Source organism: Rhodopseudomonas palustris (assembly GCF_013415845.1).
GTDB classification, from domain to species: domain Bacteria; phylum Pseudomonadota; class Alphaproteobacteria; order Rhizobiales; family Xanthobacteraceae; genus Rhodopseudomonas; species Rhodopseudomonas palustris_F.
This window is the reverse complement of the sequence record NZ_CP058907.1, coordinates 3,731,249-3,755,800: the sequence shown is the minus strand read 5'-3', so window position 1 is coordinate 3,755,800 and position 24,552 is coordinate 3,731,249. Positions and strand designations below refer to the sequence as shown.

The window sequence follows — 24,552 nt, the reverse complement described above, 5'->3', positions numbered from 1 at the left end:
GGCTGCTCGGCCCCGTATGGGACCGGCTTGAATTTGCCGCGTTTTCAGTGAAAACCATCATGATGATTTTCAGGGGTAACATCGTCGGGAGCCGGCCGTGGGGGGCCGCTCGTGCGGCGCTGGTTGTGGTGTGCGCGCTGGCGCTCACTCAGCCCGCCGCCGCGCAATTGTTCAGCGATCGGCCGCCGCCGGTGCCGCCGGCTTCGGTGCCGGAGCCGCCGGCCGGAGGTGCGATCAGTCTGGCGCCGCAGTCCGGCGCCGCCGCTGCCCCGAATCTGCCCGATGCACTGACCCAGCCGCCGGTCGCCGCGGTGACGCCGCCGATGATGTCGCCATTGCCACAGGCGGCTGCGCCGGCTCCGCCGCAGGGCATGTTGGCGCTGGCCGCGCGCTACGGCAAAGACCAGCCGGTGATCAACAGCGGCCTGGTGTGGCGGGTGTACTCCGACAAGCCCGACGAGAGCGGCGCCATCAAGTTGGTCCGCGAGGACCACGGCGCGACGCCGAACATTCCGCTGCCGCCGGGCAACTACGTGGTGCACGTGGCGCTGGGTCTGGTCAGCGCGGTCCGGCCAGTGACCGTGAAGTCCGATGCCGAACGCGAGAACTTCGTGTTGCCGGCCGGCGGCCTGCGGATCGAAGGCAAGGTCGGCAGCTCGCGAATTCCTTCCAACCAGATCTCGTTCACGATCTACAAGGGCAGCCAGTTCGACAACGCGCAGCGCGCGCCGCTGCTGCCGAGCGTCGCGGCCGGTGACGTCGCGCTGGTGCCGGAAGGCACCTATTACATCGTTTCCAATTACGGCGACGCCAACTCGGTGGTGCGCTCCGACATCCGCGTCCAGGCCGGCAAGCTCACCGACGTCACCATCACGCATCGCGCGGCGGTGATTACCTTGAAGCTGGTCAGCGAGAAAGGCGGCGAAGCGCTTGCCAATACGTCCTGGTCGGTGCTGACGCCGGGCGGCGACGTGATCAAGGAATCGATCGGCGCTTTCCCGCGCGTGGTGCTGTCGGAAGGCGAGTACCGCGCCATCGCCAAGAACGAAGGCAAGGTGTTCGAGCGCGGCTTCAACGTGGTCAACGGCGTCGACGGCGAAGTTGAAGTGCTGGCGCGCTGATACCTCTCGCCGGATGCACGCGTAAGGCGATGGATTTCGTCGTTCGCGGCGGCCGTGCACGCGCTGTCACAATGGTGAACGCGAAATAACCATCGGGCGACTTAAAAGCTTCATATTCAAGTGTTTGTGCGCTGCAGAGCGCTACGTTTACATCGTCTTAATCGGGAATAGTTCGACTGCACCGCAGTTCTCATCCGCGGGGCGCTTCTCGTGTCGGCTGCCGTCACTCAAGTTTCCGAAAATTCGACCAATCAGCTTGCTGCCGACTTAACCGTGCTCCAGCGCAAGTGGTACGCGGCGATTCAGCCGGGACAGTCGCTGCCGAGCTACGAAGAGGTGATGCTCGGCAGCCTCGGGCGGCTCGCCGATCATCTGGTGCTGCTAGAGATCGACGGCGAGACGCCGGAAGTGTCGCGCACCGGCAGGTATGCCCAGCAATGGCTCTGCGACGAGCGCTGGGACATTCCGCTCGACGCGCTGTCGCCGGACTGCGGCACCGCGCTGGCACAAGCCGCCTCGGGCGCACTGCAGAACAAGCGGCCGCATCTCGGCACCGCGCATTGCGTGCGCGACGGCATCGTGCAGCGCTACACGCTGCTGGCGCTGCCAACCGCCTCGCGCTGGGGCGGTACGCTGGTCGGCGTCTATGTCAATGAAGAGGCGCAGCGCTACAACCTGCTCGACGCGATCTTCTCATCGACCGACGACGGCATCGTCGCGCTGACGGCGATCCGCGGCCCCGACCGCCGGCCGTTCGATTTTCAGATCGTGCACGTCAACCACGGCGCCTCGCAGTTGCTGCGGCACCCGGTGTCCGAGCTGCGCTGGAGCCGGCTGTCGGCCGGACATCATCTGCTGTGCAGCGCCGACGTCGCCGGGCGATTGATCGAACTTGTCGATTCCGATGCCAGCGTCACCTTTGCGGTCGACAGCGGCGACCGCAATCTCAGCGTCAGCGCCACCGCGTTCGGCGACGTGGTGTCGGTGACCATCTCCGACGTCACCTCGCTGAAGAAGCGCGAGGAGTCGTTCCGCCTGCTGTTCGACGGCAATCCGATGCCGATGTGGGTGTTCGACGCCCAGAGCTTCGAATTCCTCAGCGTCAACGATGCCGCGGTGGCGCATTACGGCTATCCGCGGGAACGGTTCTTGCGGATGTCGCTGCGCGAGATCTGGCCGCGCGAAGAGTGGATCGCGCACGGCCAGACGCTGCTGGAGATGCGCGACAGCTATCAGTCGGAAGGCAATTGGCGTCACATCAAAGCCGACGGCTCCGAGATCCACGTGCTGACCTTCGGCCGTCGCGTGCTGTTCGACGGCCGCGACGGCTTCCTGGTCGCGGTGGTCGACATCACCGAGCGCCGCAAGGCCGAAGCCAAGATCGCCCATATGGCGCATCACGACGGGCTCACCAATCTGCCGAACCGCGCGCTGTATCAGCAGCGGCTGGAGCAGGCGCTGGCGCAGGCCCGCGGTAGCGGCACCATGGTGGCGGTGATGTGCGTCGACCTCGACCTGTTCAAGAACGTCAACGACTCGTTCGGCCATCCGATGGGCGACCGGCTGCTGCAATGCGTCGCCGAGCGGCTGCGGCAGCAGATCGGCGACGGTGATCTTGTAGCGCGGCTCGGCGGCGACGAATTCGCGATCGTGCTGACCTCGCTGGCCACCCCGAACGAGGCCAGCAGCTTTGCGGCACGGCTGATCGAAATCCTGAGCGCGCCCTACGACATGGATGGGCTCGAAGTGGTGATCGGCGCCTCGATCGGTATCGCGCTGGCCCCATCCGACGGCGACGAATGCGAGGCACTGTCGCGCAACGCCGACATGGCGCTGTACCGCGCCAAGGCGGCGGGCGGCGGCTGCCACCATTTCTTCGAGAAGGAGATGGACCGCCAGGCGCAGATCCGCCGCGACATGGAGCTCGACCTGCGGCAGGCGTTCGCGCGCGGCGAATTCGAGCTGCATTATCAGCCGCTGATCGACCTCGCCGAAGACCGGATCGGCGGCTTCGAGACGCTGCTGCGCTGGCGCCATCCCGAGCGCGGCATGATCTCGCCGTCCGACTTCATTCCGGTGGCCGAGGATATCGGCCTGATCGTCGGCCTCGGCGAATGGGTGTTGCGGCAGGCGTGCCTGGAGGCCGCATCGTGGCCGTCCGACGTCAAGGTCGCGGTCAATCTGTCGCCGGTGCAATTCCGCAGCCGCAATCTGGTGCAGGTGGTGATCTCGGCGCTGGCGCAATCGAGCCTCGTGCCGCACCGGCTCGAACTCGAAATCACCGAGTCGCTGTTTCTCGCCGACAGCGAAGCCAACCTTGCCACGCTACATCAGCTCCGCAGCCTCGGGGTGCGGATCTCGATGGACGATTTCGGCACCGGATACTCCTCGCTCAGCTATCTGCGCAGTTTCCCGTTCGACAAGATCAAGATCGACCGCTCGTTCGTGAAGGATCTGACCCAGCGGCCGGACTGCCTCGCGATCGTGCGGGCGATCGCCGGGCTCGGCCGCAGCCTCGACATCACCACACTGGCCGAAGGCGTCGAGAGCGTCGAACAGCTCGACGTGCTGCGCGCCGAAGGCTGTCATGAGGTGCAGGGATTCCTGTTCAGCGCGGCGCGACCGGCCTCGGAGATTTGCGGGCTGTTGATGCGGTTCGGACGACAAGCCTCACAGGCGGCGTGACCAGGCGCGACCAAGGTTCGGGGCGCTGAGTTCGCGACTCGTGTGCTAAGCTGTTTGCAGGACAACTAACAATGTCGGTCCTGGAGCACGCGCGATGTGCATTGCCTGCAATCCTGGATTCCAGTCTGCGTTTCGCTCGCTGTCGCTGCCGTCGCGACGCAAGGTACTGAAAGGCGCGGTCGCGCTCAGCGCGGGCGTGCCGTTTGTGGCCGAAGCGGTGGTATCCAAATCGGCGAAGGCCGATGGTGGTATCAACGCGCGGCTGGCGAGCGCGCTCGGTGGTGATCAGGCCGCCGGCGCAGCGCCGCCGGTGACGATCTTTACCGCCAAAAAGTTCATCACGATGGAGCGCGGCGCGCCGGAGGCGACCGCGGTCGCTGTTGCCGGCAAGCGCATCGTCGCGGCCGGCTCACTCGCCGAGGTCAAGATGGCGGTCGGCAGTCGGCCGTTCACCTTGGACGAGACCTTTGCGAGCAAGATCGTGATGCCGGGGCTGATCGATCAGCATCTGCATCCGGTGCTCGGCGCGCTGACCCTGGCGGTCGAGGTGATCGCGCCGGAGGATTGGGTGCTGCCGGGCGGCACCCACAAGGCGGCCGGCAGCGCCGACGCATACCAAGCGCGGCTGAAGGCGGCCGATGCCAAGCTCGACAAGCCCGATGCCTGGCTGCTGACCTGGGGCTATCACGCGCTATGGCACGGCAAGCTCGACCGCGCTGCGCTCGACGCCATCAATCCGACCCGGCCGATTGCAGTGTGGCATCGCTCCTGCCACGAATTCTATCTGAACACCCCGGCGCTGGCGGCGCTCGGCATCACCGAAGCCATGACGCAGAACCAGGGGCAGGCGAGCGAGCAGTCGAACTGGCGCGAGGGGCATTTCTGGGAGGGCGGCCTCAATTTGATGATGACGCCGATGCTCAAGGTGCTGGCGACGCCGGAGCGGCTGGCCTTCGGGCTGAAGCAGATGGTGAGCTATCTGCACGCCAACGGCGTCACCGCCTATATGGAGCCGGGCGCGCTGTACACGCCGGACATGTGGAAGCTGTACGAGCAGATCCTCGGTGCGCCCGAGACGCCGATGTATGCGACGTTCATCGCCGACGGCCGCGGCATCGTCGACCGGGTGGGGCTCGATGGTGCGCTCGATGCGGTGGAACAGCAGATCGCGGTGGCGCCGGAGGCGCCCGGCCGCAAGCTGATGTTCTTCCCCGGCCAGATCAAGCTGTTCGCGGACGGCGCTATCATCTCGCAACTGATGCAGATGAAGGACGGCTATCTCGACGGTCATCAGGGCGAGTGGATCATTCCGCCGGACGAGCTGGAGCGCCGCGCCCGGCTGTTCTGGAATGCCGGCTACCAGATCCACACTCACGTCAACGGCGATCTCGGGCTGGAGAAGCTGCTCGACATTCTGGAGAAGCTGAACGCCGAACATCCGCGCGCCGATCATCGCAGCGTGATCGTGCATTTCGCCAATTCGACCGAGGATCAGGTGGGGCGGATCAAGCGGCTCGGCGCCCTGGTCAGCGCCAATCCGTACTACACGACCGGCTTTGCGGATAAATACAGCGCGGTGGGGTTGGGGCCGGAGCGGGCGGACGCGATGGTGCGCGCCAAGTCGGTGCTCGATCAGGGCGTACCGCTGTCGTACCATTCCGATCTGCCGATGGCGCCGAGTGCGCCGTTGTATCTGGCGTGGTGCGGCGTCAACCGGCTCACGCTGTCGGGGCGCGTCGCCGGTCCCGAGCAGCGGGTCTCCGTCGATGCGGCGCTGCGCGCGGTCACGATCGAGGCGGCGTATTCCTGGCGCCACGAGGATCAGCTCGGCAGCATCGCGCCGGGCAAGATCGCGAACTTCACCGTGCTCGAGCAGGACCCGTACGCGGTGCCGCCGGAACAGCTGAAGGACGTGCCGATCTGGGGCACGGTGTTCGAAGGCCGGGTGTTCCCAGTCGGCCGCGCCTAGCGCGCGGGCGGCTGCGGCGCGCGGGCCGCAGCCGGATAGCTCGGGGCGCCCTTAGAACCGCGTTACGATCGCGTTCAGTTCCGGGCGGGGCCGGTCTTCGATCTCCTTGGACCGCGTGCCGATATGGATGAAGCCGGCGAGCTTCTCGTCGCCGCGCAGGCCGAGGCCGCTCAGCACTTCGGGATCGAACGCGATCCAGCCGGTCAACCAGTTGGCGCCGTAGCCGAGCGCAGTGGCGGCGGAGACGATGTTCATGCAGCTCGCGCCGGCCGACAATTCCTGCTCCCACACCGGCACCTTGGGATGCGGCTTCGGTGACGACACCACCGCGATCACCAGCGGCGCTTCGGACAGCCGCGCCTTTTCGGCGGCGATCTGCTCGGCGGTCGCTTCGGGGTGTTTGCGGGCGAACACCGCACCGATCACGTCGCCGGCGCGGGCGCGCGCGTCGCCTTCGAACACGATGAACCGCCACGGCGCGATCTTGCCGTGATCCGGCACGCGCGCGCCGATCGTCAGGATGGTCTCCAGCTCGTCCGGCGTCGGGCCGGGCCCGGTCATCTCGCGCGGCTTTACCGAGCGGCGGGTCTTGAAGAATTCGATAGGGTCGGAAATGGCTCTTCTCCATCAGGTCCAGCGCCGCTTGCAGGCGTGATCCGCAAGGCGCGCGCGTCGGCCGGCAATCTATCGCATGTCCGCGCAAGGTTCGATCAGAACCATACCAATCCGGCGCGCTCGACCATCGCGCTTCGCCATAGGAAAAGCTTGCCGCCACCGGCAATTCTCGCCGCGATGCTCGCACGGCGCGCCACCCGATCGTGTTGATCGGACAAGACTTCTTTGTGGCGCGAAGTTTGCAATCCGATCACTCGGACGAATTTGGAGTGGGGGCGCATCATGAACATCACCGACCGACAAGGCCATGTGCTGACGCCGTACGTGCATGTGACGAAGGCGGATTCGGACAAGTCCACCGACAAGAACGGCCTCCGCTTCGAAGGTGACGTGTACAGGTTCGAAGACTTGATGAAGGCCCATCCGGAAGCGGTGCGCAAAGTGACGTCCGCCGAGGTCGACGAGATCGCCCGCGTCTGGCTACAGCAGAAGGAGACCGCGCCGCAGGGCGGCTCCGACAACGAGCCCAACGATGTCTATGCCACCGTCAAGGTCGGCAATCAGGTGGTGGCGACGCTGTACAATGGCGGTCTCGCCGAAATGAGCAACGCCGCCGCAGGCGTCGTCAGCGGCATCGAAGAGCCGCCGCTGGTCGGCCCAGCGCTGGCGCAGTGGCGGGCCGAGACCTATGCCAAGCTGCTCGGCGGCAAGGTCGAGATCGCGGACACCGCCAAGGCGCAAAGCGAATGGACGCCGCGGTCCGGCACCGCGCCGCAGTACAGCCGCGCCGAACTCGATGCCGCAATCGCCGCCATGCAGAAGGGCACCACCCAATCCCCCGGGCTCGACCGCAGCGCGTAAGCGCGCGTGCACCAATCTTGGCAAGGCCGGCGACCGCTTAGTTGGGCACGGGTTCGCTTACTGACTTTTCATGGCCGGGGTTAGTCCCGGTCATCTATGTCATTGCTGCATGGTCCGCCAAAAACGGGAATGCCCGGGACCAGCCCGGGCATAACGTGGAAGGATTCGTCTCCAGGTCTTTGAGCTGAACTCTGCAACAGCGTCAGAGCTCAACCCCTTCCATCAGCACACCGGCGAGTATCTGGCCTTCCAGGCACGACACTCGCCGCTGGCCGACGGTGGTTAGGCCGCTCCGCGCATCCGCTTCACGTCCGGCGGGGTCGCTTCGTCCACCAGCGCGGCGATGGCTTCGTCGGTGGGCATCACCTTCTGGCCGTCGCTGCCGAGGCGGCGGACGGAGACTGAGTGGCTCTCGGCTTCCTTCTTGCCGACCACCAGCAGGGCCGGGACCTTGGCGAGCGAATGCTCGCGCACCTTGAAGTTGATCTTCTCGTTGCGCAGATCGATGTCGGCGCGCAGGCCGGCCTTGCGCAGCGCCGCCAGCACCTTCTTGGCGTAGTCGTCGCCTTCCGACGTAATCGTCGTGACGACGACCTGCACCGGCGCCAGCCACAGCGGGAAGTTGCCGGCGTAGTGCTCGATCAGGATGCCGGTGAAACGCTCCATCGAGCCGCAGATCGCGCGATGCACCATCACCGGTGCCTTCTTGGCGCCGTCGGCGTCGATGTAGAACGCGCCGAACCGCTCCGGCAGGTTGAAGTCGACCTGCGTGGTGCCGCACTGCCAGTCGCGGCCGATCGCGTCGCGCAGCACGTATTCGAACTTCGGCCCGTAGAACGCGCCTTCGCCCGGGTTGATCTCGGTCTTGATGCGGTTGCCGCCCTTGGCCTTGATCTCGGAGAGCACCGTGGCCATCACGCGCTCGGCGTGATCCCACATCTCGTCGGTGCCGACGCGCTTTTCCGGCCGGGTCGACAGCTTCACCGTCAGTTCGCCTTCGAAGCCGAAGTCGGAGTAGGTCGACAGGATCAGGTCGTTGATCTTGATGCATTCCTCGGCGAGCTGCGCCTCGGTGCAGAACACGTGCGCGTCGTCCTGGGTGAAGCCGCGCACCCGCATCAGGCCGTGCATGGCGCCCGACGGCTCGTAGCGATGCACCACGCCGAACTCGGCGAGCCGCAGCGGCAGGTCTCGGTAGCTCTTCAGTCCGTGCTTGAAGATCTGCACGTGGCCCGGGCAGTTCATCGGCTTCAGCGCGAACCAGCGCTTGTCCTCGGCGTCGTCCCCGGCGGACTGCGCCGCGAACATGTTCTCGCGGTACCACTCCCAGTGGCCTGAGGTCTCCCACAGCACCTTGTCGAGGATCTGCGGCGCGTTGACCTCGTCGTAGTCGCCGGCGAGGCGGCGGCGCATATAGCCGACCAGCGACTGGAACAGGCTCCAGCCCTTGGCGTGCCAGAACACCACGCCCGGACCTTCTTCCTGGAAGTGGAACAGGTCGAGTTCACGGCCGAGCTTGCGGTGGTCGCGCTTCTCGGCTTCCTCGATCTGATGCAGGTAGGCGTCGAGGTCTTCCTGCTTGGCGAAGGCGGTGCCGTAGATGCGGGTCAGCATCGGGTTGTTGCTGTCGCCGCGCCAATATGCGCCGGCCACCTTCATCAGCTTGAAGGCGGTGCCGATCTTGCCGGTCGAAGTCATGTGCGGGCCGCGGCACAGATCGAACCACTCGCCCTGCTTGTAGATCTTGATGGTCTGGTCTTCCGGAATGGCGTCGACCAGCTCGACCTTGAACGCTTCGCCGTTGTCGGCGAACACCTTCTTGGCTTCGTCGCGGGTCCAGACTTCTTTGGTGAACGGTTTGTCGCGCGCGATGATCTCGCGCATCTTCTTCTCGATCGCGGCGAAGTCTTCCGGCGTGAACGGCTCGTTGCGGAAGAAGTCGTAGTAGAAGCCGTTTTCGATGGTCGGGCCGATGGTCACCTGGGTGCCCGGCCACAGGCTCTGCACCGCTTCGGCGAGCACGTGGGCGCAGTCGTGCCGGATCAATTCCAGCGCGCGCGCATCGTCACGGGCGACGAAGTCGATCGAAGCATTGTCGTCGATCGGATCGGCGAGGTCGGTCAGCGTGCCGTTCAGCGCCATCACGACGGTGCGCTTGGCGAGTGAGGGCGAGATGCCCTTGGCGATGTCGAGCCCGGTGGTGCCGCGGGGATATTCGCGGGTCTTGCCGTCGGGGAAGGTGATGGTGATCTGGTCCATGGGGGCTACCGGCTTGAGGTTGGAGAGCGTGTATTGGAAGCCGGAGGTGGACGCGGAAGGCTTGTCGCCCGAAGTTTTATCGTTCATCGGAAGGCTCCTCTGGCTCACTCCTGCGTACGAGCGCAGGTAAGCGGAAAGGGGCTGTATAGCAGGGGAATCGGACGATTCAAGGAACCCGGGCCCTGCGGCGTCGCGCATTTCGCCTGCTGGTGTCGCGGCGCATGACCGGTCCCGCAGAATTTTAATGCACTTGCATGGAAGTCCTGCTAGCCTTCCGTGGTGTCCCGCTCGTTCGCCCCCACCGCGCTGATGCTCGGCAATTTCGTCACCGGAACCTCGGTTCTGGCACCGGCCGGCATGTTGCCGGATCTGGCGGCCGGGCTCGGGGTGACGATCCGCGACGCCGGGCTCCTGATCACCTTCGGGGCGATCGTGCTGTGCATCGGATCGCCGCTCACCGCGTGGCTGACCAGCCGGATCGATCGCCGGCTGCTGCTGACGACGACGCTCGCGGTGCTGGCGCTCGGCAATCTCGCCTCCGCCTTTGCGCCGAACTATGCGGTGCTGCTGGTGCTGCGGCTGGCGATGCTGTCGGTCGGCGCGCTGTACACGCCGCAGGCCGCCGGCGCGGTGGCGCTGATCGTGCCGGCCGAGAAGCGCGGCGGCACGATGGCCTATGTGTTCCTCGGCTGGTCGCTTGCGGTGGCGCTCGGCGTGCCGCTGGTGACTTTCGCGGCCGATCATGCCGGCTGGCGCGGTGCCTATCTGACGGTGGGCTGCATCGGCCTGATCAGCTTCATCCTGCTGTGGCTACGGCTGCCGGGCGGCTTGACAGCGGCGCCGGTGAGCCTGCGCACCTGGGCCGCCGTGGGGCGCAACCGGCGCATCCTGACGCTGCTCGGGGTGTCGTCGCTGCAGACCTCCGGGCAGTTCGTGGTGTTCACCTTCTTCGGGCCGCTGCTCACCGGGCTGACCGGCGCCGGGCCGCGCGAGATCGCTTTGGTGTTCGCGATCTACGGTGTCTGCGGCTTCGTCGGCAACGTGATCGCCAGCCGCATCGTCGACGGCTGGGGTGCGTACCGCACCTCGGCGCTGTTCACCGCGCTGATGCTGGCCGGCATAGCCGGGTGGACCTTCGCGGCCGGGCACTTCGCAGTGATGGCGGCGGCGGTGGCGGTGTGGGGGCTCGGCTTTGCGGCGTCGAACTCGATGCAGCAGGTCCGGCTGGTCACGGCCGATCCGATGCTCGCCGGCGCAACGGTGTCGCTCAATACCTCGGTGCTGTATGTCGGCCAGGCGATCGGCTCGGCGCTCGGTGGCACGCTGTTCGCCGCCGGGTTGCTGCACGTCAACGGCTACGTCTCTACTGCTGTGCTGACCCTTGCGCTGTGCATGGTGGTGGTCGCGACCCGCGACCGCAACGCTTGAACGCGCCGCAGCCGCAGCGCGCCGCGCTCCGTCGTCTCACATAGCTGATCACGCCCAGCAGCAGGCGCGCGCCGATCAGCACCGGCGCGTGGGTAGGCGAGGCGTGCGGCGGGATCAGCACAGCGATCGCAGTGAAGACGAGGCAGGTGTGCAGCGCCAGCTTCCGGTGCAGCGGCAGCGCAGAGGCGGGCGGGGCGTCGATCGAACGGACGGCCATGGGACTCTCCAGGCTGATCCGCGATCGGCGGCGTCATCAGCGCACGCCGATCGCGATGGATCGGGACGTGCGTTGATTGACGTTGAACGCTTACGGCCGGCGATGCCGGCGGCAGACCACGGAGCGCGCGCCCCGGCGAAATAATCAGCCGAGCCGCATCGACAGCTCGACATCGCCGGCGAACGGCACCGACAGATAGCCCTGCGCCGGATCGCGCATCCGAGCGAGATAGTCCGGGCAGTGATCAGCGTTGTCGGCGACGATCAGCGCGCCGGGCGAAAGCCGACTTTCGAGCCGGTCGAGAACGTCGGCATACAGCGCCTTGGCGCCGTCGAGCAGCACGAGGTCGATGCGATCGGGCAGGTCTTTGCTGAGCGTCTGCAGCGCATCGCCTTCGCGGAATTCGACCAGATCGACAAGGTCGCCGGCTTCGAGATTGGCCTCGGCGCGGACCAGCTTGGCGTGCTCGAACTCGGTGGTGATCAGCCGGCCACCGCCATTGTCGCGCAGCGCTGCGGCCAGATGCAGCATCGAAATCCCGAACGAGGTGCCGAACTCGATGATGGTCCGGGCGCGGCAGCCTCTCGCCAGCATGTAGAGCAGCGCGCCGGTCTCGGGCGACACGGCGAGGGCGTAGTCTTTCAGCCGACCGTACAGCGTCGCGTAGTCGGTCTTGCTGCGCATCAGCCGCACCGTGTCGGGTCCGAGCTGGTCGAGCTGCGGCTGCGCGGCGTCGGCTTCAGCGAACAGCCGCGTCAGCAGCGGGGCCAGCGGAGAGGTGGTCAGGGTGGTCATTGCGAACTCCAAAAGGGAGTGATCAGCGCAGTGTTGCGCGTCCTCAGAAATACGAATAAATACTCGCATTCGCTAATCGCATTTCCCGAGGCGACCATGACCGACCGCCGAAGTGGCTCAATTTCCTCGCGAAAACAGCCGCAACAGGCGCGCTCCACCGAGCTGGTCGCGGCCATTCTGGAGGCGGCTGTTCAGGTTTTGGCGAAGGAGGGCGCACAGCGCTTCACCACGGCGCGGGTCGCCGACAAGGCCGGCGTCAGTGTCGGCTCGCTGTATCAGTACTTCCCCAACAAGGCCGCGATCCTGTTCCGGCTGCAGAGCGACGAGTGGCGGCAGACTTTCGAGATGCTGCGCGACATTCTCGAGGATCGCCGCGATCCGCCACCGCAGCGGCTGCGCCGCTTGGTACATGCCTTTATCCAATCCGAGTGCGACGAGGCCGAAGTCCGTGGCGCGCTCGATGACGCCGCGCCGCTGTATCGAGACGCGCCGGAGGCTCGCGCCGCGCGCAAGGCGATCGACGGCACCATGGCGGCGTTTCTGCGCGAGGCGGCGCCGCAGAGTTCCGAGGCGGCGCGCGTGCGGGCGGCGGAGCTGATCAGCCGCACGATTGCGGCGCTCGGCAAGGATTTCTCCAGTCGTCCGCGCGCGGCCGCCGAGATCGCGGCCTATGCGGACGCGGTTGCCGACATGCTATGCGCTTATCTGAAGACGCTGCGACGGGGTTGAGGCGATGTGGAAAGCAATGATGCGGCTGTTGATCGCCTGCGGGGCCGCGGCGACGCTCGTCGGCTGCGCCAGCCTGCCGGCGACGATGTGTTTGCCGCCGTCGCAGCCGATGCTGAATGCGGAGCTGGCGTTCGGCCGCAATATCGGCGACTGGCTGGGCGTCAGCGATGCGGAGTTCAAGCGGTTCACCGCCGAAGAAATTACCCCGCGGTTTCCGGATGGGCTGACGGTGGTGGACAGCGTCGGGCAGTGGCGTGACAGCCAACGCGGCCACGTCGTCCGCGAAAAGGCCAAGCTGGTGACGCTGGTGTTCGCCGAGGATCCGGCCAAGCGCGCGGCGCTGACCGATATCGCCGAAGCCTACAAACTGCGCTTCAAGCAACAGGCGGTGATGGTGTCGGTGCGGCCGAGCTGCGTCAGCTTCTGAGCGCAGCGGAGGTGCCGCGCTCGGTGATCTGATAGTGCGTGGCCCGGGAATCGACCGACGAGCGTTTCAGCCAGCCGAGGTCGACGAGGTCTTCGAATGGCTTCTGCTCGCGCGAGCCGAAAACCTGGCGGCGCCCGCCGGTGCTGTGAATGTCGCGGATCAGTTTGAAATCGTCGGCGGTCGCCATCGTCGTCTCCAGCCGGGACCGCGCAGGCAGCGCTCCGCACGCTTCAGGTTAAGGACGTCGTCTTGCGGGTCCGCTTCTTCGGCGCTGCCGGTGGTGCGGCCAAAGCCGCCGCGGCCTCTTCGGCCTCGCGGGCAAGCCGCAATGCGCGCAGCCGCTCCATGTTCTTGCGGAGCGCGACGCCTTCGCGTTCGACCTCGACCATCCGCTGCGCGCCTTCCTGCTGTTCGACCAGCTTGCGGCGCGCCCGTTCGATACTGGTTGGGGAGGGTGTCGTTGTCTTCTTATCGCTCATATCCGCCTCGTTTCTGGACGCGCGGCAAAACCCGCTCGATCGCTAAGATCGAACGGGCCCATCTGCCGTTTCAGTACATCCGTGAAACGGAGACGCTGGATCAAGCCAGCGCGAGATTTTCGGCGCTGCTCTTGCCGCGCATCTTGTCGGTCTTGACCTCGAACGAGACCTTTTGGCCTTCGGCGAGGCCGGTCAGGCCGGCGCGTTCAACCGCGCTGATGTGCACAAACACGTCGTTGCCGCCGTCGCTCGGTGCGATGAAGCCAAAACCCTTTTGGCCGTTGAACCACTTCACGGTTCCTGTCGTCATTTCCGTTCTCCAAAGCATATCGCCCACGCCAACATGGCATGCTGCGTTTCAACTAATCGATGACTTTGGGAAGGAGCCCGCGGGCGCATTCAGAAAGGCACAGCGGCTAATCGAATGTCCCGACTGTATAGCATATGCCTGGTTCGTACAAGGACTATATTGTCGCGCGCCGCGTGCAGCGGCTGCAACTGTACCGATAGAGACAATACGCGGATCTTCGCCTATCGGTTAGTTCCGTTTACACAGACCTGCCCCCTCACGTCGCTATGCCAAGTTCCATGCTGTCCCACGATCCTGTTCTGACCTGGAGTATCGTCGCGCTCGCTACCGCCGGGGTGATCATTCGTCCGATGCGTTGGCCGGAAGCGGTGTGGGCGGTAGCGGGCGCGGTGGCGTTGGTGGCGCTCGGTCTGCTGTCGTGGCAGGACGCACTCGCGGGCGTGCGCAACGGCGTCGATGTGTATCTGTTCCTGATCGGCATGATGCTGATCGCCGAGCTGGCACAGCGCGAAGGGCTGTTCGATTATCTTGCGGCTTATGCCGTCGAGCACGCGCGCGGTTCGCCGCAGCGCTTGTTCCTGCTGGTGTATGCGGTCGGCGTGCTGGTCACCGTGCTGCTGTCGAACGACGCCACCGCCATCGTGCTGACGCCGGCGGTCTATGCGGCGACGCGCGCGGCGGGCGCTGCACCGCTGCCGTATTTGTTCGTCTGCGCATTCATCGCCAATGCGGCGAGCTTCGTGCTGCCGATTTCCAACCCGGCCAATCTCGTGGTGTTCGGCGAGCACATGCCGCATCTCGGCGGCTGGCTGCAGCAATTCACCCTGCCGTCGCTGGCGGCGATCGTTGCGACCTATCTGGTGCTGCGTCTGGCGCTGCGCCGTTCGCTCGCCGGGCAGACGATCGAGACACGCGTCGAGACGCCGCATCTGTCGCGCGGCGGCAAACTCGCCGCGGTTGGCATCGCCGCGATCGCAATCGTGCTGCTGACGGCTTCGGCGCTCAATGTCGCGCTCGGCCTGCCGACCTTCGTGTGCGGCCTCGTCACCACCGCGGTGGTGCTGGCGATCGCCCGGCAGTCGCCGGTTCCTGTGCTGAAGGGCGTGTCGTGGAGCGTGGTGCCGCTGGTTGCGGGCCTGTTCGTGATGGTCGAAGCGCTGAGCCGTACCGGCGTGATCGGCGCGCTCGGCGGCCTGCTGCGCGAGGCGGTGGCCGATGCGCCGCGGCTCGGCTCGTGGGCGGCCGGCATCGTCACCGCGATCGCCTGCAACATCGGCAACAACCTGCCGGTCGGCCTCGTCGCGGGCTCGGTCGCCGCCGACAATCACCTGCCGCGCGAGACCATCGCTGCGCTGCTGATCGGCGTCGATCTGGGGCCGAATTTCTCGGTCACCGGTTCGCTCGCCACCATCCTGTGGCTGGTGGTGCTGCGCCGGAACCAGATCGAAGTCACGGCCTGGCGGTTCCTCAAGCTCGGTCTCGTAGTGACGCCGCCGGCACTGATCGCGGCGCTCGCAGCAGCCGTGTGGTGATCGTCGCGCGACGCTTGCTAACAACGTGCCGTTCCTGCACGAGCGCGTGATCGGTTCTGGCGAGGGCAGGGAGGCGGTCTATATGCCCAGCATCCTCCTCCGCATCGACCATCCCCACGTGAGACGTTTCGTGCTGATCCTGTTGTTGTTGCTGATCGTGCCGATCGCCGTGTCGGCCGGAAAATATTGGCTGGGCGATCGCAGTGTCGATTGGCAGAGCGCCGACCGTTCCAGCGCCGGGCTGTTGCCGCCGGCCGCGCAGCATCCGGATGCGTTGGTGCGGGTGTTCGCCGCGCGCACGGTGCGCTGGCGCGGCATCTTCGCCGTGCACAGCTGGATCGTGGTCAAGCCGGCGAACGCCTCGCGCTACACCCGTTACGACTACACCGCCTGGGGTGCGCCGATCCGCGTCAACGGCTTCGTCGCCGACGGTCGCTGGTTCGGCGACGAACCGCAACTGATCGCGGCGGCCGACGGTGAAGCGGCGGCGGTGATGATCCCGAAGATCGAGGCCGCGGTGAAAGGCTACAGGCTCGCCGCTTACGGCGACTATCGCGCCTGGCCGGGGCCGAACTCCAACACTTTCGTGGCGGCCGTGCTGGCGGCGGTGCCGGAACTGCGCACCACGCTGCCGCCGACCGCGATCGGCAAGGACTATCCGTGGGACAATGATTGGATTGCCTGGACGCCGTCGGGCACCGGCGTGCGCGCCACGCTCGGCGGTTATCTCGGCCTGACGCTCGGCTGGATCGAAGGCCTCGAACTCAACGTGCTCGGCGCAGTCATCGGCGTCGACCTGCGCCGGCCGGCGATCAAGCTCCCGGGCCTCGGCCGCATCGGCGTCAGTGCGGCGTAAGCTGTGAATGTGAGCCGCAGCCGCACGGCTCGGCGACATCGGGCGGCGGCGCATTGACGCCGCGCCAGCGGGCGTAGCGCCAGGGCAGATACCAGCGCGCGCGGCTCGGGACAGTTTGCGGAACCAGGTCGATGCCGGACGTGCCCCATGGCTGGCAGCGCAACAGCCGCGCCAGCGTCATCCAGCCGCCCGCCCATAGTCCGTACCTGCTGATCGCTTCGTCCCCGTACATCGAACAGGTCGGATAGTGCCGGCAGTTGTAGCCGACCAGCGGTGACAGCGTGTGGCGATACAGCCAGATCAGTCCGCGGCCGGCGTTGCGCGGCAGCCGCAGCACCGGTGCGATCCAATCAGTTCCGCGACTTGGTAGTTGCATGAGCAGATGCCGTTTCGGTGAGCGGTGGTTTGCACGGTTCCGTTGCTGGGAACCGCGACGCGCCGACATTTGCGCAACACTTCACCCGAAACTCGCGCGCTGTTGAGCGCGTCGCAGCAAAACGGGGTGGTGTTTGCGGTTGATCAAAGTTAGCTTTTTCACAACGGTTAAGTAACAGAGACGTGACAGATTCGCCTTGGAACTTGTGACGCAGTTGCTGCCGGAGCGAAGGAAGCCAGGTTGGGACGCGCGGTTCTCTCTTGTCTGAACGGTGGGGCGCTGGGGCGGGTGGCAGCGCTCGGCATCGTTCTACTCGGGTTCGCGGCCGACAGCAGTATTCCTGTCACGGCCGGCGCCGGCAGTCTCGAGGCGCGGCGGCAGCCGATGAAGTTTGGCTGGGTCGCCTGTGATCCGGATTGCGGTGGTTGGATCAGCGCCGTCGGCATCGTCACCACCGACACGCCAAAGGATTTCGAGGACTTCGCCCGCGATCGCAAGCTCGGCGGCGCCACCGTGGTGCTGGATTCCAGCGGTGGCTCGGTCAACGACGCGATCACGCTCGGCCGTCGCTGGCGCAAGCTCGGGCTGGCCACCACGGTCGGCACCAGCGTGCCGTCGGCGTCGCCGCTCGGCAGCCGCGCCCGGATCGAGCCCGGTGCCTACTGCGAATCGATGTGCGTGTTCCTGCTGCTCGCCGGCAATTCCCGCTATGTGCCGGAAGGGGCTCACGTGCGGGTTCACCAGATCTGGATGGGCGACCGCGCCGAGGATGCCCGCGCCGCCAGCTACAGCGCGCAGGACATGTCGATCGTCGAGCGCGACATCGGCCGGCTGGCGAAGTTCACCTTCGAGATGGGCGGCACCGGCGATCTGTTGTCGCTCGCCCTCAGCGTGCCGCCGTGGGAAGACCTGCACGAGCTGTCGCGAACCGAGCTGCGCGACACCAATCTGATCACCACCCAGGCGATCGCCGATCTGCTGCCCGGCCTCGGCAGCGCACCGGCCAAGACCGTGGCGTCGGCCGAGCCGAAGCCGGTGCAGGACCGCTTCACCCAGCAGCCGGCAGCCGCCACCAAGACCGCCGAGGCGCTTCCGACCGGCGGCACCGCCGCGGCGCAGCCGGGGCACTGATCCCGCCGACACGACCCGGTCGTCATTCCGGGGCGCTCGCGACAGCGAGCGAACCCGGAATCCCGAGATTATTGTGCGTTGTTTTTCACAACGTCGAGATTCCGGGTTCGCGAGCTGCGCTCGCGCCCCGGAATGACTCGGGGGGGAGTGTTTACGCTGTCGCCTTGGCGCCGTCGTTTTGCGCTTCGATCTGCCCGATGGCGTCGACCACCGCGTCGAAGGTCAGCAGCGTCGAGGCGTGGCGGGCCTTGTAGTCGCGGACCGGCTCGAGCATCGCGATGTCGGCCCATTTGCCGTCGGGCGGGGCGCCGTTCTCTTTCAGCATCTTGCGCACGGTCTCGCGCAACGCTTTGAGTTCGCTGGCGGTCGAGCCGACCACGTGGCTCGCCATGATCGACGACGAGGCCTGGCCGAGCGCGCAGGCTTTGACGATGTGGGCGAAGTCGGTGACGGTGTCGCCGTCCATCTTGAGGTCGATCGTCACCGTCGAGCCGCACAGTTTGGAATGCGCGGTGGCGCTGGCGTCGGGATGCTCCAGCCGTCCGATCCGCGGAATATTGCCGGCCAGTTCGATGATGCGCTTATTGTAGACGTCGTTGAGCATGCCGCGAATTCCGTGCCGGCGCTCCACACGCCGGTCGCCCGGAGGCGGCGACCTTGGCGGTTCCGGCTTGCCGTCTTATATAGGAAGCGTGGCTTTCGAAATGAAGCCTCGCCGTGCGGCTGACTGCGCTGCGCGGAGGCTGCGAGCCGAAATCGGTCAAACACTTGGCCGGCCGGGCTCGCCGAAGGGATCAAGACGACCGGCTGTTGTCCGCCCGTCTGCCCGGTGACACATCCGGCCCAACAAGGCCGGTCGAACGGAGAGAAGATGGACGCCAAAATCAAGCCGATCCGCGGCACCAATCCGGCCGAAGGCCGCCCCGAATTCCAGCCCGCCGAGCTCGAACCGTCCGAGTTCCTCGAAGTCGCGGTGCAGCCCGATCAGCCGCGCCCGTCGCGCGCTGAGGCTGAGGCCGCGGTGAAGACGCTGCTGTCCTATATCGGCGAGAACACCGAGCGCGAGGGGCTGATCGATACGCCGCGCCGGGTGGTCGAAGCCTATGACGAGCTGTTCCAGGGCTATCACCAGTGCCCGAAGGAAGTGCTGGAGCGCACCTTCGGCGAAACCGCCGGCTATGACGATTTCGTCCTGGTCCGCAACATCAGCTTCACCTCGCATTGCGAGCACCACGTGATGCCGTTCTACGGCAAGGCGCACATCGCCTATACGCCGGTGGAGCGCGTGGTCGGGCTGTCGAAGCTGGCGCGGCTGGTCGACATCTTCGCCCGCCGGCTGCAGACTCAGGAGCATCTCACCGCGCAGATCGCCGCCGCGATCGACGAGGTGCTGAAACCGCGCGGCGTCGCGGTGCTGCTCGAAGCCGAGCACACCTGCATGTCGGTGCGCGGCATCGCCAAGAAGGGCGCCACCACCTTCACCAGCCGCTACACCGGCGTGTTCCGTGACAATCCGGCGGAGCAGGCACGGTTCATGTCGATGGTCAGGGACCGCGGCTAACGCCCGAGTCCGGCAAGGCAATTCAATCGTGTCCAGCGAATCGCGTTCAGCTTCTTCACCCGTTGCACCCGACGACATCGAGGAAGGCGTTGTGCTGCGCCCGAAATTCGATGCGCACGGGCTCGTCACCGTCGTCGCCACCGACGCGCGGACCGGCGACGTGCTGATGGTCGCGTTCATGAACGACGAAGCGCTCGACCGCACCATCCAGACCGGCGAGGCCTGGTACTACAGCCGCTCGCGCAAGCGGCTGTGGAAGAAGGGCGAGACCTCCGGCCACATCCAGAAGGTGCTGGAGATGCGGGTCGACTGCGATCAGGACGCGGTGTGGATCAAGGTCGACCAGACCGGTGGCGCCGCCTGCCACACCGGCCGCCACTCCTGCTTCTACCGTCGCATCGACCGCGGCGGCGACGGCGCGCCGGTGCTGATCGAGACTGACTCCGAGCGCAAGTTCGACCCGGACAAGGTCTACGGCAAATAGCGTCGCGGATCAGGCCAGCCGGCTGGCGACCTCGCGCTGCTGCTGCACCAGGTCTGGACCGGCCTTCGCGCCGGTCGGGTCGGCGATGCTGTCGATGTAGTCCAGCGCGGCCGAGCGCAATTGGCCATCCTTCAGGCTGATCACGCCCGACAGCGTCTGAATGTTCATCGAGCGGATGTTGTAGTTGCTCCAGGCGCTTTGCTGCTGCTTGCTGCCCTGGGCGCTGGAGCCCTTTTCCTTATTGTAGAGCTCGAGCGCGGCGTTCGCCGCCTTCAGTGCGTTCAGGCCGGAGATTTCCTTCAGCTCCTTGGCGACGTCAGGATTGTCGGCGAAGTACTTCTCGATCTTCGCTTTCCAGGGCCCTTCGGCAGTGACGTTGCCGAACTTGTCGACCTGCAGCCTGACGGCATCGTCGAGATTGACGTTCATTTTCTTGAACGCGTCAGTGAGCTTGGCGGTCAAGGCATCGGTGCGCTGCTGCAGCATCTCGTCGAACGACAACGCGAGCTTGGCGGTGGCGGCCTTGTCGGCCTTGGCCTTGTCGAGGATCGCTTGGGCGCGATCGGACAGCGTGACGGTGTCGACCGCACCCGTGGCCGCGGTGGTAGCCGACTGCGATGTCGTCGATGCGGCGGCGGATGGGATCGCGCCGGCCTGCGCCTGGCTCGCCAAAAAGGCCGAGGTCCCAGCGGTGGTGGAGTTGGTGATCGCGGTCATGGCTTTCTCCCGATGACTCTGCGCCCCCGGTCAAACTCCGAGCGGACTGGCGTGAGTCTAGCCATCTTTGGGTTAAGCGGGTGTCAAAACGCCCGCCAAAGCTGTATCGGGTCTCGGTCGTTAACACTGCGTTAACCATAATCCCGCAGGGTCAACGTGGCGGAAGGGCGCTCGCAGCGGAGAGCGGGCAGGGGCTATGGCGGTCGAGATTTCAAATCCGGCGGTGATGATCGTCGATCCGGCGCGGACCAAGGTCGCCGGCGCGATCAAGCAGGCCGCCGGCGCCACCGGCACCAGCTTCCAGTATCTGCTCGCCACCGCCAAGATGGAGTCGGACTTCAACCCGACCGCCCAGGCCACCACCTCGTCGGCGCAGGGTCTGTTCCAGTTCATCGAGCAGACTTGGCTCGGCACCGTGAAGGAAGCCGGCGCGCAGCTCGGCTATGGCCAATATGCCGATTCCATCACCCGCTCGGCTTCGGGCAGCTATTCGGTCAGCGATCCGTCGGCGCGCGCCGCGATCATGAATCTGCGCAACGATCCGGTGGTGTCCTCGGCGATGGCCGGGGTGCTGACGCAGTCGAACAGTTTCAAGCTCACCGGCGAGATCGGCCGCCGCCCGTCGGATGCCGAACTGTACATGGCGCACTTCATGGGCGTAGCCGGCGCCGCCAAGCTGATCAACGCTGCGAGCGACACGCCGAATGTCGCCGGCGCCGCGCTGTTTCCCTCGGCGGCGGCGGCCAATCAGTCGATCTTCTACGATCGCTCCGGCAACGCCCGCAGCGTCTCCGAGGTGTATTCCAATCTCGCGACGCGCTACGAGGCAGCCGCCAATGCACCTGCAACGCAGAGCGCGATCGCCTCGGTCGCCGGCCTGCCGGTGACGCTGGCTTCGGCCGCACCGCAAGTGCCGGTCGACAACGCCGCGTATCTGGCGAGCTTCCCGGACGTGCGCAACGTCACCCCCGCGCAAGGCAGCGACGCAACGCGCACCGCGACGTCGCAGCGCGGCAACGAACCGATGTTCCGTTCGCTGTTCCTGGGCGGCGACCGCGCCGAGCCGATATCCCCTGCGGTGCAATCGCTGTGGACCTCGCCGTCGCAAACGGCCATGCCGTCACAGACGCCGATTCCGTCCCAGACCGCGCTGCCGGACCTGCCGCGCACTCCCGAAGTCCGCACGCCGACTCCGCTCGATCTGTTCAGCGACCGCAACGGCACGTTCGCGAGCTGAGCTTAGTTCAGCCACTCCGCTTGCGGCGACCGCGCTGATTTTGCACCGAGTTGAGGAACGCCTTGTCGGCCTCGATTCGCTTTTCCAGAAACGTCGTGACCGCCTTGATCCGCGCGACGTGAAGCAGATCTTCGTGGACCGACAGCCAGATGTCGCGCGTGGTGAACAGTTCGGGCATCACCGGAAATAGCTCGGCATTGCCGGACGCCACGTAGGACGGCAGCATCGCGATCCCTTGGCCGGCCGACACGGCGATCGACTGCGCCACCAGGCTGGTGCTGCGGAAGATCGTGTGCGGCGGCCGCAGTACGTCGGACAGCCAGCGGTTTTCCTTGCTGTAGATGTAGTCCTCGATGAAATCGATGAAGGCGTGGGTTTCCAGATCCTTCACCGTCGTCGGCGGGCTCCGGCCTCCGAAATACGCATCCGTCGCGTACAGCGAGATCCGGAATTCCCCGACCTTCTTGATCGACAGTCGCTTTCCGTGCGGCCGGAAGAAGCTGACGAAGATATCCGCTTCGCGCCGGCTGAGGTCGAGCAGCCGCGTGTCGGTGATCAGTTCGATCTGGATCGACGGGTAGATCCGGTTGAAGTCGGCGATGCAGCGCGTGAGATAAAAGCTGCCGATCCCTTCCATCGCAGCGATCCGCACCGCACCGCCGGCATCGGCCGTATCGGTCCCGATCGCCTCGACGATCGAGTTCGCCTGGCTTTCCATGCCCTCGGCATATTGCAGCAGCCGCATGCCGATCTCGGTCAGCGTGAAGCCCGACTTGCTGCGTTTGAACAGCGTCGAGTTCAGGCTGCGCTCCAGCTCGCGGACGCGGCGGCTGACGGTGGTGTGGTCGACCTTCAGCTTGGCGGCGGCGCGAACCAGACTGCGCTGCCGCGCCACTTCGAGGAAATAGACGACGTCGTTCCAGTCGTACCTGATGGTGCGCTGAGTCTTCGCCACGCCCGCAGCCGTCTCCCCGGCACGGCCGGCGCCGATGCGCCGGCCTTCCGTTTGTGTCCGGACAGCCACCGAACGGGACTACGCCGCGACGATGGGAGCGTACGTCTCCACCAGCCGGTTTGCAAACATGTCGACCTTCGGGATCATCATCTTCTGCCGGCACACCGCGATATCGATGTGCTTCGGCATCACCGCGCCGAGCTTCATGACGCGCGGCGCCGCGATGTTGATGTCCCACTGCGGGAAGCCGGTCGGCGGGATCACCATGCTGCCGCCGGGGTAGGGGCTGTCGACCCGGTTGGCGAGCACGACCGCGACCCGATTGTCCTCGGCGCGCGGCACAGCGAGCAGTTCGCGTTCGAACGGCTCGCGCAGCGCCGCCGGCCACAGGATGATGTCGGCCGCGCCGATCGCGAGGCAGCGCGAGGTTTCCGGAAACACCGCGTCATAGCCCGACATCACGCCGATACGGCCGAACGGCGTGTCGAACACCGGATAGTCGAAGCCGGCGACGGCCCATTTGCGCTCCTCGGCGGTGAGATGTGTCTTGCGATAGCGGCCGATCTCCTTGCCGTCGGGACCGATCAGCACGGTGGTCACATAGAGCCCCGCAGCGGCGCGCTCGACGATCGGCGCGGCGATCAGGCAGCCGTAGCGCGCGCTGATCTTTGCCACCGCGGCAAGGTTCGCCGCGGCCTGATCGGCGGCCGCAGCCGCTTCCGCGGGCGTCAGGATGTACTGCGCACTGAACGCGTATTCGGGCAGGGTGATGACCTTGGCACCGAGCTTGGCGGTGTGGTCGACCATGTCGAGCACCTCCGCGACGCTGCACTCGGGCGTCACGTGCATCTGCACCGCCGCCACCTTGGTCACCGATTTCGACGGGATCAGCGGGCGATCGGCGACGCCATAGACCGGCGTCTCTTCATAGGGCAACGCCATGATGCCGTAGGTCTCGGGACGGCGGTCGGCGATCTTGTCGTTGGCGGTGTAGATCGATTTGTCTGCTGCGGCGTCGAGGTCGATGGTGGCTATCGACATCCCGTGGGTGTCGTAAGGCACCTTCGACAGCACGCGCCCCTTCGGATCGACGATCATGCTGCCGCCCGGATAGTAGATCGAGCGCTCGTAACCGGCCTTGGTGGCGGCCACCAGCCAGACGCCGTTTTCATAAGAGCGCGCCGGGCCCCACATGTCGGCCTGGTCCATCGCAAAGAAGTTCGCCATGTCGACGATCACCTCGGCGCCCTGCATCGTCATGGCGCGGAAGATCTCGGGGATGCGGCCGTCGAAGCAGATCAGGAGGCCGATCTTGCCGAGATCGGTATCGACCACCGGGCAACCACGCTCGCCGAACGCGAACCAGTTCTGATCGTGGGTGGCGAGGAATTGCTTGTGATAGTGGCACGCAACTTCGCCCTTGCGGTCGAACATGATGCCGGTGTTGAAGATCTTCTCTTTGGCCGGATCCCATTCGGTGATGCCGCTGGCGATATAGACGCCGTGCTTGCGGCTCAGCGCCGCCAGCGCCTTGACGAACGGACCTTCGGTCAGCGTCTCGGCCAGTTCGCGGCAGTGCTCGGGCGAGTCGAACAGATAGCCGGTGTCCATGCATTCCGGGAACACGATCAGTTCGGCACCCTGGCGGACGGCGTCCTCGACGTAAGCCGTCGCTAGCGCGATGTTGAAGTCGAAATCGCCCAACTTGGCGAGTGTCTGCACCGCAGCGGCGCGAAACCGGCGCTTCGTCATGTCAGTCTCCAGATTGTAGGGGTGGTTCGGATCTTTCAGGCCCGGCTCAGCCGGCG

24 protein-coding genes are annotated in these 24,552 nt (G+C 65.9%); 13 read left to right on the top strand and 11 right to left on the bottom strand.

Features of this window, described 5'->3' with window-relative positions; translation table 11 throughout:
• The first annotated feature begins 62 nt into the window (after positions 1-62).
• From HZF03_RS17155 to HZF03_RS17145, 3 genes are all read left to right on the top strand, one after another.
• Entirely contained in the window at positions 63-1,121 is a 1,059-nt protein-coding gene (locus HZF03_RS17155) for a hypothetical protein (RefSeq protein WP_042441638.1), read from the top strand.
• 210 nt (positions 1,122-1,331) lie between these two features.
• Positions 1,332-3,806 carry a putative bifunctional diguanylate cyclase/phosphodiesterase gene (locus tag HZF03_RS17150; protein ID WP_011158952.1) on the top strand — a complete coding sequence of 825 codons (2,475 nt, stop codon included), beginning with the start codon at positions 1,332-1,334 and terminating at the stop codon, positions 3,804-3,806.
• Positions 3,807-3,900: 94 nt separating this feature from the next.
• On the top strand, positions 3,901-5,775 hold the full coding sequence (locus HZF03_RS17145) for an amidohydrolase (RefSeq protein WP_119017983.1): 1,875 nt from the start codon (positions 3,901-3,903) through the stop codon (positions 5,773-5,775).
• A gap of 51 nt (positions 5,776-5,826) precedes the next feature.
• On the opposite strand, the gene HZF03_RS17140 is transcribed toward HZF03_RS17145, so the two are convergent.
• Positions 5,827-6,390 carry a nitroreductase family protein gene (locus HZF03_RS17140; protein WP_119017982.1) on the bottom strand — a complete coding sequence of 188 codons (564 nt, stop codon included), beginning with the start codon at positions 6,388-6,390 and terminating at the stop codon, positions 5,827-5,829.
• Between the two features lie 282 nt (positions 6,391-6,672).
• Between HZF03_RS17140 and HZF03_RS17135 the strand changes: the two genes are divergently transcribed.
• Entirely contained in the window at positions 6,673-7,251 is a 579-nt protein-coding gene (locus HZF03_RS17135) for a hypothetical protein (RefSeq protein ID WP_119017981.1), read from the top strand.
• Between the two features lie 282 nt (positions 7,252-7,533).
• On the opposite strand, the gene thrS is transcribed toward HZF03_RS17135, so the two are convergent.
• The gene (gene thrS / locus HZF03_RS17130; protein WP_165858107.1) at positions 7,534-9,597 is read right to left on the bottom strand and encodes a threonine--tRNA ligase; all 2,064 of its coding nucleotides are present in this window, start codon (positions 9,595-9,597) and stop codon (positions 7,534-7,536) included.
• A gap of 222 nt (positions 9,598-9,819) precedes the next feature.
• On the opposite strand from thrS, the gene HZF03_RS17125 reads away from it, so the two are divergent.
• On the top strand, positions 9,820-10,938 hold the full coding sequence (locus HZF03_RS17125; protein ID WP_119017991.1) for an MFS transporter: 1,119 nt from the start codon (positions 9,820-9,822) through the stop codon (positions 10,936-10,938).
• 361 nt (positions 10,939-11,299) lie between these two features.
• On the opposite strand, the gene HZF03_RS17120 is transcribed toward HZF03_RS17125, so the two are convergent.
• Positions 11,300-11,950 carry an O-methyltransferase gene (locus tag HZF03_RS17120; RefSeq protein ID WP_119017978.1) on the bottom strand — a complete coding sequence of 217 codons (651 nt, stop codon included), beginning with the start codon at positions 11,948-11,950 and terminating at the stop codon, positions 11,300-11,302.
• A 96-nt stretch (positions 11,951-12,046) separates the two neighbouring features.
• Here HZF03_RS17120 and HZF03_RS17115 point away from each other — a divergent pair, with 96 nt between their 5' ends.
• Both HZF03_RS17115 and HZF03_RS17110 read left to right on the top strand, forming a co-directional pair.
• Positions 12,047-12,679: a TetR/AcrR family transcriptional regulator gene (locus HZF03_RS17115; protein WP_119017977.1), complete on the top strand. Its 633-nt coding sequence runs from the start codon at positions 12,047-12,049 to the stop codon at positions 12,677-12,679.
• 4 nt (positions 12,680-12,683) lie between these two features.
• Positions 12,684-13,106, top strand: coding sequence for a DUF3574 domain-containing protein (locus HZF03_RS17110; RefSeq protein WP_119017976.1), 423 nt, complete (start codon positions 12,684-12,686; stop codon positions 13,104-13,106).
• Here HZF03_RS17110 and HZF03_RS17105 read toward each other — a convergent pair.
• The 3 genes from HZF03_RS17105 to HZF03_RS17095 form a co-directional block, all read right to left on the bottom strand.
• The gene (locus HZF03_RS17105; protein WP_011158943.1) at positions 13,096-13,293 is read right to left on the bottom strand and encodes a hypothetical protein; all 198 of its coding nucleotides are present in this window, start codon (positions 13,291-13,293) and stop codon (positions 13,096-13,098) included. The genes HZF03_RS17110 and HZF03_RS17105 overlap by 11 nt on opposite strands.
• Before the next feature lie 43 nt (positions 13,294-13,336).
• On the bottom strand, positions 13,337-13,585 hold the full coding sequence (locus HZF03_RS17100; RefSeq protein WP_011158942.1) for a hypothetical protein: 249 nt from the start codon (positions 13,583-13,585) through the stop codon (positions 13,337-13,339).
• 100 nt (positions 13,586-13,685) lie between these two features.
• Entirely contained in the window at positions 13,686-13,895 is a 210-nt protein-coding gene (locus tag HZF03_RS17095; protein WP_012496824.1) for a cold-shock protein, read from the bottom strand.
• 278 nt (positions 13,896-14,173) lie between these two features.
• Between HZF03_RS17095 and HZF03_RS17090 the strand changes: the two genes are divergently transcribed.
• Positions 14,174-15,427, top strand: coding sequence for an arsenic transporter (locus tag HZF03_RS17090; protein ID WP_119017975.1), 1,254 nt, complete (start codon positions 14,174-14,176; stop codon positions 15,425-15,427).
• 82 nt (positions 15,428-15,509) lie between these two features.
• Complete coding sequence (locus HZF03_RS17085; protein ID WP_119017990.1) at positions 15,510-16,283, top strand: DUF3750 domain-containing protein; 774 nt, start codon at positions 15,510-15,512, stop codon at positions 16,281-16,283.
• On the opposite strand, the gene yidD is transcribed toward HZF03_RS17085, so the two are convergent.
• Positions 16,270-16,659, bottom strand: coding sequence for a membrane protein insertion efficiency factor YidD (gene yidD, locus HZF03_RS17080; protein ID WP_119017974.1), 390 nt, complete (start codon positions 16,657-16,659; stop codon positions 16,270-16,272). The genes HZF03_RS17085 and yidD overlap by 14 nt on opposite strands.
• A 240-nt stretch (positions 16,660-16,899) precedes the next feature.
• Between yidD and HZF03_RS17075 the strand changes: the two genes are divergently transcribed.
• Positions 16,900-17,790 carry a COG3904 family protein gene (locus HZF03_RS17075; RefSeq protein WP_119017973.1) on the top strand — a complete coding sequence of 297 codons (891 nt, stop codon included), beginning with the start codon at positions 16,900-16,902 and terminating at the stop codon, positions 17,788-17,790.
• A 151-nt stretch (positions 17,791-17,941) separates the two neighbouring features.
• On the opposite strand, the gene HZF03_RS17070 is transcribed toward HZF03_RS17075, so the two are convergent.
• Positions 17,942-18,394 carry an iron-sulfur cluster assembly scaffold protein gene (locus HZF03_RS17070; RefSeq protein WP_012496819.1) on the bottom strand — a complete coding sequence of 151 codons (453 nt, stop codon included), beginning with the start codon at positions 18,392-18,394 and terminating at the stop codon, positions 17,942-17,944.
• Between the two features lie 267 nt (positions 18,395-18,661).
• Here HZF03_RS17070 and folE point away from each other — a divergent pair, with 267 nt between their 5' ends.
• Positions 18,662-19,351: a GTP cyclohydrolase I FolE gene (gene folE / locus HZF03_RS17065; protein WP_011158933.1), complete on the top strand. Its 690-nt coding sequence runs from the start codon at positions 18,662-18,664 to the stop codon at positions 19,349-19,351.
• Positions 19,352-19,379: 28 nt separating this feature from the next.
• Positions 19,380-19,835 (top strand): phosphoribosyl-AMP cyclohydrolase, encoded by a 456-nt coding sequence (gene hisI, locus HZF03_RS17060; protein WP_119017972.1) that lies wholly within the window; start codon positions 19,380-19,382, stop codon positions 19,833-19,835.
• A gap of 9 nt (positions 19,836-19,844) precedes the next feature.
• Here the strand turns inward: hisI and HZF03_RS17055 are convergent, their stop codons facing one another.
• Positions 19,845-20,552 (bottom strand): hypothetical protein, encoded by a 708-nt coding sequence (locus HZF03_RS17055; RefSeq protein ID WP_119017971.1) that lies wholly within the window; start codon positions 20,550-20,552, stop codon positions 19,845-19,847.
• Between the two features lie 196 nt (positions 20,553-20,748).
• On the opposite strand from HZF03_RS17055, the gene HZF03_RS17050 reads away from it, so the two are divergent.
• Positions 20,749-21,789 carry a transglycosylase SLT domain-containing protein gene (locus HZF03_RS17050; protein ID WP_119017970.1) on the top strand — a complete coding sequence of 347 codons (1,041 nt, stop codon included), beginning with the start codon at positions 20,749-20,751 and terminating at the stop codon, positions 21,787-21,789.
• A gap of 7 nt (positions 21,790-21,796) precedes the next feature.
• Here HZF03_RS17050 and HZF03_RS17045 read toward each other — a convergent pair whose 3' ends face one another.
• Both HZF03_RS17045 and HZF03_RS17040 read right to left on the bottom strand, forming a co-directional pair.
• Positions 21,797-22,744, bottom strand: a complete 948-nt coding sequence (locus HZF03_RS17045) for a LysR family transcriptional regulator (protein ID WP_119017969.1) — start codon at positions 22,742-22,744, stop codon at positions 21,797-21,799.
• Between the two features lie 78 nt (positions 22,745-22,822).
• Complete coding sequence (locus HZF03_RS17040; RefSeq protein ID WP_119017968.1) at positions 22,823-24,496, bottom strand: carbon-nitrogen hydrolase family protein; 1,674 nt, start codon at positions 24,494-24,496, stop codon at positions 22,823-22,825.
• Positions 24,497-24,552 lie beyond the last annotated feature (56 nt).

Excerpts from the sequence above, each read along its gene's own strand:
- HZF03_RS17155 (WP_042441638.1), top strand. The coding sequence starts at position 63 with ATGATTTTCAGGGGTAACATCGTCGGGAGCCGGCCGTGGGGGGCCGCT.
- HZF03_RS17145 (WP_119017983.1), top strand. The coding sequence starts at position 3,901 with ATGTGCATTGCCTGCAATCCTGGATTCCAGTCTGCGTTTCGCTCGCTG.
- HZF03_RS17135 (WP_119017981.1), top strand. The coding sequence starts at position 6,673 with ATGAACATCACCGACCGACAAGGCCATGTGCTGACGCCGTACGTGCAT.
- thrS (WP_165858107.1), bottom strand. The coding sequence starts at position 9,597 with ATGAACGATAAAACTTCGGGCGACAAGCCTTCCGCGTCCACCTCCGGC.
- HZF03_RS17125 (WP_119017991.1), top strand. The coding sequence starts at position 9,820 with ATGCTCGGCAATTTCGTCACCGGAACCTCGGTTCTGGCACCGGCCGGC.
- HZF03_RS17120 (WP_119017978.1), bottom strand. The coding sequence starts at position 11,950 with ATGACCACCCTGACCACCTCTCCGCTGGCCCCGCTGCTGACGCGGCTG.
- HZF03_RS17115 (WP_119017977.1), top strand. The coding sequence starts at position 12,047 with ATGACCGACCGCCGAAGTGGCTCAATTTCCTCGCGAAAACAGCCGCAA.
- HZF03_RS17110 (WP_119017976.1), top strand. The coding sequence starts at position 12,684 with ATGTGGAAAGCAATGATGCGGCTGTTGATCGCCTGCGGGGCCGCGGCG.
- HZF03_RS17105 (WP_011158943.1), bottom strand. The coding sequence starts at position 13,293 with ATGGCGACCGCCGACGATTTCAAACTGATCCGCGACATTCACAGCACC.
- HZF03_RS17100 (WP_011158942.1), bottom strand. The coding sequence starts at position 13,585 with ATGAGCGATAAGAAGACAACGACACCCTCCCCAACCAGTATCGAACGG.
- HZF03_RS17095 (WP_012496824.1), bottom strand. The coding sequence starts at position 13,895 with ATGACGACAGGAACCGTGAAGTGGTTCAACGGCCAAAAGGGTTTTGGC.
- HZF03_RS17090 (WP_119017975.1), top strand. The coding sequence starts at position 14,174 with ATGCTGTCCCACGATCCTGTTCTGACCTGGAGTATCGTCGCGCTCGCT.
- HZF03_RS17085 (WP_119017990.1), top strand. The coding sequence starts at position 15,510 with ATGCCCAGCATCCTCCTCCGCATCGACCATCCCCACGTGAGACGTTTC.
- yidD (WP_119017974.1), bottom strand. The coding sequence starts at position 16,659 with ATGCAACTACCAAGTCGCGGAACTGATTGGATCGCACCGGTGCTGCGG.
- HZF03_RS17070 (WP_012496819.1), bottom strand. The coding sequence starts at position 18,394 with ATGCTCAACGACGTCTACAATAAGCGCATCATCGAACTGGCCGGCAAT.
- folE (WP_011158933.1), top strand. The coding sequence starts at position 18,662 with ATGGACGCCAAAATCAAGCCGATCCGCGGCACCAATCCGGCCGAAGGC.
- HZF03_RS17055 (WP_119017971.1), bottom strand. The coding sequence starts at position 20,552 with ATGACCGCGATCACCAACTCCACCACCGCTGGGACCTCGGCCTTTTTG.
- HZF03_RS17050 (WP_119017970.1), top strand. The coding sequence starts at position 20,749 with ATGGCGGTCGAGATTTCAAATCCGGCGGTGATGATCGTCGATCCGGCG.
- HZF03_RS17040 (WP_119017968.1), bottom strand. The coding sequence starts at position 24,496 with ATGACGAAGCGCCGGTTTCGCGCCGCTGCGGTGCAGACACTCGCCAAG.